The sequence below is a fragment of the Clostridium sp. Ade.TY genome (assembly GCF_000498355.1).
Taxonomy (GTDB): Bacteria; Bacillota; Clostridia; order Clostridiales; family Clostridiaceae; genus Clostridium.
In genome coordinates this window covers 106,509-121,391 of record NZ_AVSV01000016.1, presented here as the reverse complement: position 1 = coordinate 121,391, position 14,883 = coordinate 106,509, and the positions used below count along the sequence as shown (strand labels likewise).

Annotated in this window: 13 protein-coding genes, 1 riboswitch and 1 other annotated feature; of the genes, 2 read left to right on the top strand and 11 right to left on the bottom strand. The window is 28.3% G+C overall.

All coding sequences use genetic code 11. The features are described 5' to 3' along the window. Nucleotides 1-71: 71 nt before the first annotated feature. From O212_RS0105600 to O212_RS0105580, 5 genes are all read right to left on the bottom strand, one after another. Nucleotides 72-1,157: a hypothetical protein gene (locus tag O212_RS0105600; protein WP_024614158.1), complete on the bottom strand. Its 1,086-nt coding sequence runs from the start codon at nt 1,155-1,157 to the stop codon at nt 72-74. Nucleotides 1,158-1,229: 72 nt separating this feature from the next. Continuing rightward, the gene (rsmA, locus tag O212_RS0105595) at nt 1,230-2,072 is read right to left on the bottom strand and encodes a 16S rRNA (adenine(1518)-N(6)/adenine(1519)-N(6))-dimethyltransferase RsmA (protein WP_024614157.1); all 843 of its coding nucleotides are present in this window, start codon (nt 2,070-2,072) and stop codon (nt 1,230-1,232) included. A gap of 1 nt (nt 2,073) precedes the next feature. Beyond that, nucleotides 2,074-2,625, bottom strand: a complete 552-nt coding sequence (rnmV, locus tag O212_RS0105590; protein ID WP_024614156.1) for a ribonuclease M5 — start codon at nt 2,623-2,625, stop codon at nt 2,074-2,076. 161 nt (nt 2,626-2,786) lie between these two features. Then, the gene (locus O212_RS0105585; RefSeq protein WP_024614155.1) at nt 2,787-3,842 is read right to left on the bottom strand and encodes a 3D domain-containing protein; all 1,056 of its coding nucleotides are present in this window, start codon (nt 3,840-3,842) and stop codon (nt 2,787-2,789) included. 223 nt (nt 3,843-4,065) lie between these two features. Beyond that, complete coding sequence (locus O212_RS0105580) at nt 4,066-4,851, bottom strand: TatD family hydrolase (RefSeq protein WP_024614154.1); 786 nt, start codon at nt 4,849-4,851, stop codon at nt 4,066-4,068. 100 nt (nt 4,852-4,951) lie between these two features. On the opposite strand from O212_RS0105580, the gene O212_RS0105575 reads away from it, so the two are divergent. Next, on the top strand, nt 4,952-5,626 hold the full coding sequence (locus tag O212_RS0105575) for a Crp/Fnr family transcriptional regulator (RefSeq protein WP_024614153.1): 675 nt from the start codon (nt 4,952-4,954) through the stop codon (nt 5,624-5,626). A 207-nt stretch (nt 5,627-5,833) separates the two neighbouring features. On the opposite strand, the gene O212_RS0105570 is transcribed toward O212_RS0105575, so the two are convergent. Together O212_RS0105570 and metG are read right to left on the bottom strand one after the other, a co-directional pair. Further along, entirely contained in the window at nt 5,834-7,210 is a 1,377-nt protein-coding gene (locus tag O212_RS0105570; protein WP_024614152.1) for a class I tRNA ligase family protein, read from the bottom strand. A gap of 82 nt (nt 7,211-7,292) precedes the next feature. Further along, entirely contained in the window at nt 7,293-9,242 is a 1,950-nt protein-coding gene (gene metG / locus O212_RS0105565; RefSeq protein ID WP_024614151.1) for a methionine--tRNA ligase, read from the bottom strand. Between the two features lie 63 nt (nt 9,243-9,305). Then, nucleotides 9,306-9,547, bottom strand: a binding site (T-box leader). 139 nt (nt 9,548-9,686) lie between these two features. On the opposite strand from metG, the gene O212_RS0105560 reads away from it, so the two are divergent. Continuing rightward, nucleotides 9,687-10,175 carry an aromatic acid exporter family protein gene (locus tag O212_RS0105560; protein ID WP_024614150.1) on the top strand — a complete coding sequence of 163 codons (489 nt, stop codon included), beginning with the start codon at nt 9,687-9,689 and terminating at the stop codon, nt 10,173-10,175. Nucleotides 10,176-10,196: 21 nt separating this feature from the next. Here O212_RS0105560 and O212_RS0105555 read toward each other — a convergent pair whose 3' ends face one another. The 4 genes from O212_RS0105555 to O212_RS0105540 all read right to left on the bottom strand — a co-directional run bounded on the left by O212_RS0105555 (nt 10,197) and on the right by O212_RS0105540 (nt 14,678). Continuing rightward, a complete protein-coding gene (locus O212_RS0105555; RefSeq protein ID WP_024614149.1) occupies nt 10,197-10,673 on the bottom strand; it encodes an Hsp20 family protein in 477 nt (158 codons plus the stop codon). Nucleotides 10,674-10,868: 195 nt separating this feature from the next. Continuing rightward, nucleotides 10,869-12,587: a Na+/H+ antiporter NhaC family protein gene (locus O212_RS0105550; protein ID WP_024614148.1), complete on the bottom strand. Its 1,719-nt coding sequence runs from the start codon at nt 12,585-12,587 to the stop codon at nt 10,869-10,871. Nucleotides 12,588-12,708: 121 nt separating this feature from the next. Further along, nucleotides 12,709-12,884, bottom strand: a riboswitch (Lysine riboswitch). 84 nt (nt 12,885-12,968) lie between these two features. After that, on the bottom strand, nt 12,969-14,219 hold the full coding sequence (locus tag O212_RS0105545) for an aminopeptidase P family protein (protein WP_024614147.1): 1,251 nt from the start codon (nt 14,217-14,219) through the stop codon (nt 12,969-12,971). Between the two features lie 18 nt (nt 14,220-14,237). Then, a complete protein-coding gene (locus tag O212_RS0105540) occupies nt 14,238-14,678 on the bottom strand; it encodes an ACT domain-containing protein (RefSeq protein WP_024614146.1) in 441 nt (146 codons plus the stop codon). Nucleotides 14,679-14,883: the final 205 nt, after the last annotated feature.

Genomic DNA, 14,883 nt, shown 5'->3' with positions numbered 1-14,883 from the left:
CTTCCCCTAATTATATCTAAATTATAATACTTTACTATATGACTTGCAAACTATTGTCTATTACAAATTTCTTACTTAGATGGAACAACAATAGTTGAATTTTTATAATCATAAAACATTAACCAGAAACCATATTCATCACTACTCTTTTTCTTGCACCAAGTTATAAAGCCTGACTTTCCACCATAAGGTTGTTCATCTTTATCTTTCTTTCCTGGTACAGCATATACTAAGTACTTTAAGTTTCCCTTTTTATCACATTTATATCCAATCATAAAGTAACCATATTTCTTTATATATGGATAATAATTAAGCATTGGATAATACAGAATTGAATATTTATTATAATCTTTTGAATCACACATATCATCTATATCATTTACAGGTATTTTAAACCATTTAGTGAAAGTTAATTCTTTAAATCCGTCTTTAACTTCTTCAAAACCCTTAACTAAATTTTCAAAGAAATCTCCGATTCCCCCTCTTAATTTAAAATCATAAGGATCTATATTTTCTACTTCAATGGTTCTTTCATAGTCTTCAAACTTATTTCTTATCTCTTCATCAGCATTGTTTTTATGTTCAGCTTTAATATCACCTACTTCTGAATTTGCTTTAACATCTTGAATATTATCTTCAACATTATTTATATTAGTAGTCTCTTCATTCGCTTCTTGAACAGTATTTCTTTTTGGATATTCTTTTGGTTTAGACTTAATATTTTCATAATCACATTTTACTACTTTACACTTCTTCCAGTTATCATCTAACTTCTCTCCACTCATAAAGCCATACATAGTAAAATCCAATTCACCTAATTTCTTTTTACATATACCAGCACCTGATATTTTATCGTAATTCATATTTAGACCTGCTATATTATCTGAACTGTATTCTATACAAGCCTCTCCTTTTCCTGAATCACTTACCTTAAGCTTACCAATATCAATTATTTGTTTTATATCTTTTTTATAACAAATAAGTACTATAGTATAATCATCTTCTTTTTTTAAATTTTGAGTATAAAATGTTATTTTACACTTATCACCTTTTGACTCAATCTTTGCATATCCTGATAGTGCTTTATCTGAAGGGTTTTTACTTCTTTCATCTTCCTGTAAAATTATAAAATTTCTATATAATTTACTATGTGCCAATTCCCCATTACCTCCGCATACATTTATTCAATATAGTATATGCAAGAAGGTTCCTATTATGATAATGTAAGTTTATTTATATTTATAAATTTCATCACTAAGCTTTGCAAATTCCTCTAAAGATAAAGTTTCTCCTCTTCTCTTTGGATCTATTGAAGCATCATCAAATGCTTTTTGTAAATTCTCTTTATCAATTCCTATGTTTTTAACGCCGTTCCATAAAGTTTTTCTTCTCATATTAAAAGAACTTCTTATAATATCAAACATAAGCTTTTCATCTTTAACTTCGACTCTTGGTTTATCTAATCTATCTAATCTTATTACTATTGAATCAACCTTTGGTCTTGGTATAAATGAACTTGGTGAAACTTTTCTTATTATTTTTGTATTACAATAATATTGTACTAATAATGATAATGATCCATACTCTTTACAATTTGGTTCTGCATTTATTCTTTCTGCAACTTCTTTTTGTATCATTATAGTTAAACTTTTAAAATTATATTTTTCTTTTAAAAGATTTACTATTATTGGTGTAGTTACATAGTAAGGAAGGTTTGCAACTAATTTTACACTCTTTTCAGCTCCGATTATTTCATTAAAATCTACTTTTAATGCATCCTTATGTACTAACGAAAAATTTGGATGACTACCAAGCTCTTCTTGTAATATTGGAATTAAATCATTATCTAATTCTATAGATACTACTCTTTTTGCCTTATTTAAAAGCTGAGCTGTTAAAGTTCCAACTCCTGGACCTATTTCTATTACTAAATCTTCACCATTAACGTCAGCTCCTTGAACTATATCAGTAAGAACTGAATCATCTATAAGAAAGTTTTGTCCTAAGCTCTTTGAAAATTTAAAATTGTACTTTTTTACAAGTTCTTGAGTTTTATAATCTTTTATTTCCATATTAAAATTCTCCTATTTCTCTTTCTACCTTTTGTATAGCCTTTGCAAACTCCTCTTTATCTATTCCATAATTGTTTAATCTAGATAACATTTGCTTAGCATTTCCATATCCTATTCCAAGTTCTTTACCTAAAGCCATTCTTCTGTCTTTAGCTTTTCCATCTGCTGCAAGCTTAAAATAAAACATATCTTCCATTCCATATTCATCATGCTTTTCTTCTAAAGTAACCTTTGCCCCTTCTAATGCTCTTATTATTACCTCAGGGCATGCATTTTCTACTCCTATGTCTCCATCTTTTAATCCATCTTCTTGAGCTATGTATGCATGTTTTATTCCTTTTACTCTTTTTGCTATTATATTACGTATCTTTTCTCCAGCAAAATCTGGATCTGTTAGAACTATAACGCCCTTTCTCTTTTGAGCTTCCTTTATTCTGTCTATAACTCTTCTATTTATTCCAAATCCACCAACAGCAATAAGTTCAGCATCTACTGCTTTTTTTACTGCATCTATGTCATCTCTACCTTCAACAACTATAACTTCTTTTATAATCTTCTTACTCACAAGCTTTACTTCCTTTCGCTAATCATTTATTCTTAGCATTCATATATAAATAATTTACATATATATATACATCCTGTCAAATAATCATACATTATTATTATATACAAAAAAATAAGAGATAACTAATTAGCTATCTCTTTAAAATCAAACTATTCTCCCGGATAAGATACTATATAAACATCTACTCCATATTTTCTTCCCCAATTGCTACATGCTGATGAACTATTTAAATAAACATCTATAATATTTCCTTTTATAGCTCCACCAGTATCTGATGCTCTAGCATATCCATAACCTTCTACATATACTAAACTTCCTAACGGAATAACTCTTGGGTCTACTGCTATTGTACTAACTCCACCAGGGTTGTACACTGGCGTTACTCCTGTAGCAGTAGTGCTATGACCTGAATATGCTGTTGCTTCCATAACTAAGTGCTTCTTATATTGTACTGAATCACCTCTATTTGGTATATAATTAACCGGATTCTTTGTACCTTGTACAACTACTGCATTAACAGGAGTTGCAACAACTTTACTGCTTACTTCTTTCTTTGAAGCTTCTTTACCATCTTTATATACTATTTCGTAGGTAACCTCTTGCTTTCCGTTTTTACCTTCAGCTTCAACTTTTTTCTTACCTTTTTCAAGGCTTTCGTCACTCTTAGTTACAGTGTCGTAAGGTATTGCTTTATGCTCTGTAACTTTCTTACTTTCTACCTTAACTACACTAACATCCATATTTTCCTTAACTGGAGTACTTAATGATGGTTCAACTTCGTCTACACCATCTACATATTCTACTCCTTGTTCTTTAAGTTGATCATTACTAGTTAATAAAACATCTTCAATATTATCTTCCGCTGAATAAACTTTAACATCCTTACTTGCGAATTTAATATTGATAGGCACGGCCTTATCAACTGCAATCTTCTGACCTTCTTGAATTTTGGATTCTAAGGATGGTTGCACCTTATCGTGTTCTGATAAGTTTATTCCTTTATCTTGCAACGCATCTTTAACAGTCCCTTTATATGTGATAAATGTTTCTTCTTTTCCGTCAATACTTAATTTAACTGTCTTTCTCATTGTAGCAACTGTCGTGGCTACTATGGCTACAGCAATAGCTGTAGTTAATATCACTATTTTTGCCTTCGGACCGTTAGAAAAACTTTTCTTCATAAAAGTTTTAAATTTTTCTACCATTGATTTCCCTCCTTTGGCAAGAGTGTCTTTTGCATTATACTTAGTTTTTAGTACCTTGTCAAATTCACACTCTCTTGCTTACTAGCGCTAAACCTTTAAAATGCAGTGCTATGCATAGATTTTTTTATTATAAATTTAGCACTAAATGAGTTCCTTGCGTCCATGGTATATTAGTGAAGTATCTCCGCGAATTAACTTACAATTAATTCCATTTTATTTTACCTTATATTTTCTTTTTAATCAAGTTGTAAAAGTTGTCATTAAGTGCAATATTTAATTTTTCTGGATTTATACTTCTTATTTCAGCTATTTTCTCTATAACCTCTTTTATATAATCTGATCTATTTCTCTTTCCCCTATTTGGTACTGGTGACATAAATGGAGCATCAGTTTCTACAAGCATTCTATCAATTGGAATTTCCTTTGCAACCTCTACTATTTTCTTTGCATTTTTAAAAGTAACTACACCTGTAAAACCTATGTAATAACCTAGTTTTATGCATTCTTTTGCAAATTCTACACTTCCTGAAAAACAGTGAACTACACCTTTAACTTCTGGAAATTCCTTCATAATGTCTAATGTATCTTTATGTGCATCCCTGTCATGTATAATTACTGGTAAATCTAATTCTTTTGCAAGCTGCATTTGTTTTATAAAAGCATCTTTTTGAACTTCTTTTGAAGGATTTTCCTCCCAATAATAGTCTAATCCAATTTCCCCAACTGCTACTATTTTTTCATTTGATCTTATTAAATTTCTTATTTCTTCTAATACAGCATCTGTTAATTCATCTGCATTTTCTGGATGTATTCCTAATGCCCCATATATAAAATCATATTTTTCTGTAAGTTTATAAGTTATTTCTATGCTTTCATATGAAGAAGCACAATTTAAAATTCCAATAACTCCATTATTTTTTAGTTCATCTAGAACAACTTCTCTATCTACATCATAATCTTCTGAATCATAATGTGCATGTGTATCAAATATTTTATATTTATTATCCATCAGTAGTAAATCTCCCTCTTTAAAAATTTTATTACATATATTATTATACAATATAAGCACTTTCAAAAAATATATACATTGATGAAAGGATTTGAAATATATGAAAAATAGCGAGTTAATAAACATTGTAAAGTCATCATTATTATTCAAAGATTTTGAATTTGAAGAATTAGAATCACTTATATCTGACCCCTTAGTATCAATTAAAAAATATTCTAAGGATGAAGTTATATTTTTTAGTAATGATACTTGCAATAATTTAAGTATCGTTATATCTGGAATAGTTGAAATTCAGCAAAATGATGAAAATGGAAACATTTTAATTGTTTCAACTCTTGAAAGTTCAAACATGTTTGGTGAGAATTTATTATTTGGAAATAAGAATACATATCCTATGGATGTAGTTAGTAAAAATAATAGCTTAATTCTACATATAAACAAGAAAAAAATCACTTCATTACTTCAAGAAAATCAAAAATTATTATTATCATTTTTAGCATTATTATCTAATAAAGCACTAATGTTAAGTCAAAAGTTAAAGCAAGTGTCATCAAAATCATTAAGGGCTATGATTTGTGAATTTTTATTAATTGAATCTAAAAAACAAAATAGCAATTCAATTAAATTAAATATGACAAAACAAGCTTTAGCAAACTCTTTTGGTGTTCAGAGACCTTCATTATCTAGAGAACTAATAAAGATGAAAGAAGAAGGAATTTTAGACTTTGATAGAAAAACAATTAAAATATTAAACTTCGACAAAATACTATTTTAATACAATTATTTTTTTATAATTATTAACATATAATAATTCTCATTTAATATTTTATTATATAATTTGACACAAAAATGACATATTACTAAGTTATTATTTAATTGTAAAGTAGTTAAAGCATTATTATTTACCCCTTATAACCATCTTAATTGATTGGTTCCTAGAATATCTAGTCCCCCTATTTTAGATATTCTAGGTTTTTTTTTGCTATAATTTATTTTCTTTTAAATTATTTATTTCATCTATAATATTTTTTCTATCTATTAATTCAAATAATGGTTTGTATACTGTCTTATTAACTGGTTTATTAATGCTTATAAAATTCCATTCTCCACCTTGAATTTTAAATGTTTCTTTTATTTTATTTGATGTTTCAGGTAAAAATGGTATTAATAAATTTGCTAAGTTTATGATAGTTTCTATTTTAGGATTTTTCTTTTTATTTTCTTCCTTTATATATGCAAAAATTTGTCTAATTGCAGACTTAAATTTACATTGTTCTATTTTTTCCCCTATGGTGAAATATAAATCTAATATTTTATCTTTTTCTGTATTATCTACATGAGAAAAATCATTTATTTTAACTACCTTTTTGTAAAGACTATCTAATTCTGATACCAAATCATTATTATTTGAATTTATAAAATCTCGCCATTTAAAATCTGTTATATTTTCTTCTGGTCCATTATTTATTAAATAATATCTTAGAGAATCTACATTATATTTTTTTAATACTTCATCAACCCAGATTGCCCAATTTTTATTAGTAGAAAAGTCTTTACCTTCAAGCTTCAAATGTTCACTAGAAACTATAGTTATATTAGGATTTTTAAAACCTAATGCTACTAATATGCCAGGGAAAATTATTGTATGAAATGGTATATTATCTTTTCCATGAACTAAATAAATCTTACTATCTTCATCATTAAAATAATTAGATAATTCATTATCAAAATTATTTTCTATACATTTGCTTGTTGCAGTTAAATATCCCATAAGAGCTTCAATCCAAACGAATATTTTTTTATTTGAAAATCCTTCAAAAGGAACATCAACTCCCCAATCAATTTCTTTTGTTACAGCTCTATCCCTTAAACCTTCATCTAAATATCTTCTTGTTATTACTTCAGCATTTTTACGCCAATCATCTTGTCTTATAAAAATTCTTTTAACATCATTTTCTACTTCTGAAAGTGAAAATATTAAATTCTTTTCTCCACTTTCATCAGTTTCTTCATATATATATCCTTTTTTATATAACTCTTCTATATATTTTTTTACATTCTCTTTATGATATTCAGTATCTGTATTAGTAAATAAATCAAATGAAAAATTTAATTTATTAAAGCATTCTATAAACTCTTTATTATACTTTTTAAGTGTATCCTCTGGTGTTATCCCAAGCTCTAAAGCTTTTAATTTTACTGGTCTACCATGGGCATCACTACCTGATACAAACACTACATTATCTCCCATCATTCTATGATATCTTGCTATAATATCACCTGGCAAAAGTACTGCGATTCTTCCTAAATGTAATTTCCCATTAGCATATGGCCATGCATTCCCTACTACTATATTCATTATTTCTCAGCCCCCTTTTTAAACTTATACAAAAGGAAGCCAACCTTATACAAGCTGACTTCCTATCTAGTGTTTTTTTTATTTATCTTACTATACTTCCAGTTGGTAAGTTATCTCCTGGATTAACTAAGTTTAATATACTATCATCGTCATTTGATGCAGCAATTATCATACCTTGTGATAATTCACCTCTTAACTTAACAGGTTTTAAGTTTGCAACAAGTACAACATTTTTTCCTATTAAATCTTCTGGTTTAAAGTGTTTTGCTATTCCTGAAACCACCTGTCTAACTTCTCCACCTAAATCAACTTTTAATTTAAGTAATTTGTTAGCTTTCTTTATTGGCTCACACTCTAAAACTTTAACTACTCTTAAATCTACTTTTTCGAAATCTTCTATTGTTATTTCTTCCTTAATTGCTTCCATTTCTTTAACTTCTTCTTTTTTAGCGTTAGCTTCCATTTGAGCTTTTCTTAACTCTTCAAGTTCAGCAAGCTTTTTATCAACATCAATTCTTGGGAATAAGCTATCTCCTTTTTTAACTGTTGTTCCAGGAGCTGTTCCATCAAATCCTTCTAATGAGCTCCAATCAGTTGCTGTAATAGCTAATTGTTCATTTATCTTCTCTGAAGTTGTTGGTAAGAATGATGATAATAAAACTGAAGTAAATCTTAAAGCCTCTGATAAGTTATAAAGAACTGTTCCAAGTCTTTCTTTTTTCTCTTCATCCTTTGCTAATATCCATGGAGTTGTTTCATCAATATATTTATTAGCTCTTCTAACTAATTCAAATACATTTTCTAAAGCTTCTGGAAGCTTTAATGCATCTATTGATTCTGAAACTTTATTTGGAGTTTCTAATGCTAATTTAATTAATTCATCATCTACATCTTCCTTAACTAATGGTGCAGGAATAACTCCATCAAAGTATTTTTCTATCATTGCAACAGTTCTTGAAAGTAAGTTTCCAAGGTCATTACAAAGATCTGAGTTTATTTTCTTTATGAATATTTCATTATTAAATAATCCATCTGCTCCAAATGGAATTTCTCTTAATAAATAGTATCTAACAGCATCTACACCAAAGTTTTCTACTAATGTAACTGGATCTACTACATTTCCCTTTGACTTACTCATTTTTCCGCCATCAACAAGTAACCATCCATGACCAAATATTTGTTTTGGTAATGGTAAATCTAAAGCCATTAGCATTATTGGCCAATAAATTGTATGGAATCTTAATATATCCTTACCTATTAAATGAACATCTGCTGGCCAGTATCTATCAAATAATTCTGTATTATTGCTTCCATATCCTAATGCAGTTATATAGTTTGATAATGCATCAATCCATACATAAACAACATGCTTTTCATCAAATGTTACAGGAACTCCCCAATCAAAGCTAGTTCTTGAAACACAAAGATCTTGTAATCCTGGTTTTAAGAAGTTATTTAACATTTCATTTTTTCTTGATTCTGGTTGTATGAAATGTGGATGTTCTTCTATATATTTAATTAATCTATCAGCATATTTGCTCATTTTGAAGAAGTAAGCTTCTTCTTTTGAAGTTTCAACTGGTCTTCCACAGTCTGGGCACTTTCCATCTACTAATTGGCTTTCTGTCCAGAATGATTCACATGGAGTACAATATAATCCTTCATATGAACTCTTATATATATCTCCTTGATCATATAGTCTCTTAAATATTTTTTGAACTGCCTCTACGTGATAATCATCAGTTGTTCTTATAAACTTATCATAGCTTATGTTCATCATACTCCAAAGATCTTTAATACCTGAAACTATTTCGTCTACGTGCTCTATTGGCTTTATACCTTTTTCTTCAGCTATTCTTTGGATTTTTTGTCCATGTTCATCTGTTCCTGTTAAGAACATTACATCATACCCTGTTAATCTCTTAAATCTTGCTATTGCATCAGCTGCAACTGTTGTATAAGTGTTACCTATATGTAACTTCGTTGATGGATAGTATATAGGTGTCGTAATGTAATATGGTTTCTTACACATCTTAAAATCCTCCTTTATTTATAAATATATTTTTTACTATAAAAAAGCCTCTATGCATAAATGCATAGAGGCGTTATATACACGCGTACCACTCTACTTCTTCCTTGCCTCACGACAAAGAACTCAATAGGTAATAAAATTTACCTTACAATATAACGGTTGCACCCGTATCCCTCTAACTTATATTAAGCTCAAAGGATATGCTCTAAGGCCATCTTCATAAAAGTCCATAACACTAGCTTTCAGCAAATTACTAGCTCTCTTTAGATACATACTTTTACTACTCTTCTTTTCATAGCATTTATGTTTAGTTTTAACATTTTAAGTATATAATATTCTATATATTTTTATATGTCAATTATTTTTAAATTGTAATCTTTATTAATAAATTTATTTACTTCTATGTGTTATAATATTTAAAAATCTAATTTGGGGGTTTTAATTATGAAGCTAAACGTGCATAGAGTTGGTTTACGTAATATAAAGACAGCTCTTGCGGTTACTGTTTGTATGATAATATTTCAATTTCTAGGACGAGAAAACGCGTTTTATGCATGTATTGCTGCTGTCATTTGTATGAAAGATACTGTTTCTAGTTCTTTTACTATGGGTAAAAATAGACTTATTGGAACTATAATTGGTGGTATCTTTGGTATGTTAATTATATTTATTATGATTAAATTTACTTTCTTATATGATTACAGCGCATTTATAACAGGTCTTGGTATAGTTGCTGTAATTTATACTTGCAACCTTTTTAATAAACCTGGTTCTGTTACAATAGCATGTATAGTACTTATAGGTATAATGATTAACTATAGTGGACCTCAGTCTTATGCTTATGCTATAGGTAGAAGTGTTGATACAGCTATAGGTATAATCGTAGCTATACTAATAAATAAATATTTTAATCCTCCTGAGGAGAAAGAATAAAGCTATAGTAAAACTATAGCTTTATTCTTCTTCATAGTCCAAAACATCAATAATCTCACCTTCATTAACTGGTAATTTATAATTAAATTTAGGTATTTCCATTTTTAAATTATAATTTTTATAAGATACTTTAAGTGCAGATATATCCGATTCAGGTATAAAAAACTCTCTAGAAAATCCATCTCCAAATTCTGATACAATCATTGACATATTATATCCATTAGAAAACGTCTGTCTTCGATTTATATTTATATATATATAATCATCTTTATAGTCTACTTTTATATCCTTTTTATCTATACCTGGGAATACCCCTTCTATTGTATATTTAACCTCATCTTCTTTCATATCTACCTTTATAAAATCACTTTCATTAAAAAATTCTTCAATAGAATTAATATTAATCCCACTAAAAAATTGTGAAAATGTTTGACTAAATATATTTGAAAATTCTTCTATGTTACTAACAATTTTTCTATTATTCATTTGTCTATTCATAATAATTCCTCTTATAAATTTTTACTTATTATAATTTATTAATATTAACCTTATACTGACACATTAAATTTATTCTTTTTTAGTTTTAAAAGCTTTATAAAGGAATCTATATTTAAATTTATACTATATTAATCTTTTTAATTCTCTACAAATAAAAAGTGTGGAATTTTATCCACACTTTTAAAGTTTAATATACTAATTTTCCACAGTTTCATCCACTGGTTTTCCTATAAATCTAACTGCAATTGCAAGTACTACTATTGCCACAGGTAATATTATATAAACTGGAACATTTAACCCAGCCGGAATATATCCAAATAATATAGTAAATCCTGCAACAAATAATGCATACCACATTTGTGTTTTTACGTGTTCTATGTGATCACAACCTGCTCCCATTGATGAAAGTATTGTTGTATCTGATATTGGTGAACAGTGATCTCCAAATATTGCTCCTGTCAGTACAGCACTTGTACTTAATACTATATAACTCATATCTGGTGATATTGAATGAGCTAAAGGAATTGCAAGAGGCATAAGTATTCCCATTGTTCCATACGCAGTTCCAGTAGCAAATGATATTACTGCACCTAATATAAATATAATACTTGGTAGTAAAAATGTTGGTATTGAACCAGATAATAATGTAACTAAATATTTAGCTGTTCCTAAATCCTTTATTACTGAACTTAATGACCATGCAAGTAATAAAATTACTCCAGTTATTATAAGTCCTTTCATTCCGTCTACCCAAACTTCAACAGCTTCTGATACAGTAAATATCTTTTTTAAAACGCCCATAGCAATTGCTATTATTGATGCAAATACTGCTGATTGGAAAAGTGCTGTTGATGCATCAGCTGCACTAAATGCTTCTCTAATTGCCGTAAATGAAAATGGTGCATTAGCTATAACTTCTTTAAGAGCTACATCAGTTCCTCCAACTATGCTTGAATATCCACTATAATAAAAACTTACAAGCGCTGAAATTATAAGTGCACCTATTGGAATTATCGCATTCCAAATACTAAGCTTAACTCCTTCTTTTACTTGCATTTCATCTTCTGTAGTTATACTTTCAAGTTCTGCTTTTTTATCTTTTAGACCTTTTCTAGCTCTAATTTCAGCTTTTCTCATAGGTCCAAAATCTCTAAGCATAATAGATGTAATAACTACAAATGCAAGTATTAAAATATTATAAAATCTATAAGGAATAGTTTGTAAGAAAACACCAAAAGAATCAACTTGAACTCCAATTTGGTTAAATGAATCATTTATAAGACCTACTTCTAATCCTATCCATGTTGATATTATTGCAAGCCCTGCAATAGGTGCCGCTGTAGCATCAATTATAAATGCTAATCTTTCTCTTGAAACCCTAAGCTTATCTGCAACAGGCTTCATTATAGGCCCAACAATTAATGAATTTGCATAATCATCAAAGAATACTAAAAGACCTAAAAACCAAGTTACAAGTTGAGCACTTCTTGGTGTCTTTGCTCTTTTTGCAAGAGCTTCTGCTATTGCCCTTGCACCACCCATCTTTGCAACAAGATTTATAACTCCTCCAATAGCTAAAACTTGAAGTATTATTCCTGCATTCCATGGATCTGCTAAAGAATTTAGAACTCTTTGTATAAAATCTAAAAATGCTTGTATTAATGCACTAAATGCATTTTGATCCACAATTTGAAGCATAAAACATCCTGCTAAAGCTCCAATAAACAATGATACAACAACATTTTTTGTTATAAATGCAAGTACTATTGCAACTAAAGGTGGAATTATTGTCCATAATCCAAACTTTTCTGCATTCAAAGTTCCTGGATCAACTTCAGCTGCAAATGCTACAGTTGAAATACTCATCATTAAAATAAATGTTAATAAAAATACTAAATAATTTCTTTTTTTCATGATTGAATCCCCCTATTAAAATAAATTTTGTGAATATTTTAGAGGCCCATCATTTTCCTTTAAAGTCAAAAAGAACCTTGAGATAACACTCAAGGTTCTAAATATATCACGTTAGAATCCATTGAATGATAGCTCACCACAAATATAATTTGTGACAGTCTTATACATATTATACATAAGCCCAGGATTATAACATTAAAGCATTAGTTATATCCTTCGGCGGTATTTCCTTTCATGTTACATCATAGTGCTTACCTCAATAACATTACTCTTAAAGACCGCGCCTCTACCTCTTCGTAAATTATTCACTTTTAAATTAATATAATTATATGATAGAAATATATATTTATCAATATATTTTTTAATTTTTTGTTTACTTTATTAACACTTTTTCATAAATTCTTCTATTTCATTAACTGATTTTATCATATCCTTAGTTAACACTTCATATCCATCATCAGTTATTAAAACATCATCTTCTATTCTTACACCAATGCCCTCTTCTCCTATATATATGCCAGGTTCTACTGTATATACCATTCCTGGTTCTAAAACTGTATTTCTTCCTGGATTCTCTATATCATGAGTATCTAATCCTAAGCTATGACCTATACTATGCCAATAATATTTTGATACATCTTCTTTGTTTTCTATTAATCCAAGATTAATACATTCTTCAGCAATCCACTCTCTTGATTTTTTATTTATATCTAAGAAATTAATACCTGGTTTTAATTCAGATATAACTTTTTCATTTACTCTAAGAACAGCTTCATAAACTTCCTTTTGTCTCTTTGTAAATTTACCGTTTACAGGGAATGTTCTTGATATATCTCCATTATAATAATTAACTTGTGCTCCTAAATCAAAAAGAATTAAATCCCCATCTTTAGCTTCACAGTTATTATCTACATAATGTAATATTGTTGCATTTTCTCCTGCTGCTGCAATTGTATTAAATGCATAATCACGAACTCCTCTTCTTCTACATTCAAATTCAAAATATGCCTCTAATTCGTATTCAAGCATTCCAGGTTTTATATTTTTCATTATTGATTCAACACCTTTAATTGTTATATCAATAGCTTTTTGCATTTCTTCTATTTCAGATGAACTCTTTACAAGTCTTATTGGCGCAAATATTGGATATACATTTTTTATATTAACTTGTGGATATTTATTTCTAAGCTTCTTAGCAAATGTACTGCTTACTGTTGGTAAACTGCCAAATTCATCTCTTTCTAAATCTAAATATATATTTATATCAATACTTTCATTTATTGTTTTATTTAAAAAACCTTGAAACTCTCCTAAGTAATCTACATCTTTTATATTACTTAATTCAAGAACTTCTTCTTTTCTTATTGTTTTACCAAGCCATTTTTCTTTTTCAAGATCTATTTCTTTTATAAACATTTTTTCAATGGTATTTCCATTTAATTTTCCCATTACGATGATATGATCTTCTTCATCAATTCCTGTTAAATAGTAAAAATTTCTGTTTGGTGTAAAACTATATTGCTCATCAGCAGTTTTCTTTGGTGCTTTACCTGCAAAAAGAATTAGTAAAGAATTATCTTTAAGTTTTTCAAGTACCCTCTTTCTATTAAATTCAAATACTTCTTTTTCCATAATTATCCCTCCATATTTTTATTCTACAGCTAGTATTCTGACCTTTATAACATCATCAAGATCACTAATTCTGTATAAAAAGTTTTTAACATCTCCTCTTATTTTAGAGACATCTAATGTTATAGTAACATTTGCCGTCATATTTATTGGTATATCTTGATTGATTGTTAATATATTTAACTCATTTGTTGCAATAAAGTCTAAAACCTTTGAAAGAACCCCTGATTTATGAGCTAATAAAAGCACAATTGTTAATTTTTTACTATTAACTCCCTCAGCCATTGGATATACAAAATCTTTGTACTTATAATAAGTACTCCTACTTATTCCTACTTTTTTAACGCCCTCTGATATATCTTTTACTTTTCCTGTATGAAGTAATTCCTTTACTTCTATAACCTTATAAAATACATTTGGTAATACTTGTTCATTTACGATATAAAATCTTTCATCTGACATATAACCCCCCCTATCTAAAGACAAACTTTTATTTGTGTATTTGAATCATATTTAAATTTATGATTATTATTTGGAATTTAGAGCATATTATCCATTAATAACATGTAATTATTGTTTTCCTCCTAATATCAATCATTTTCTCTCCTTTTTTGCCCCAATTAATAAATACATAGACAAATTTGACTTTATACTATTATAATACATA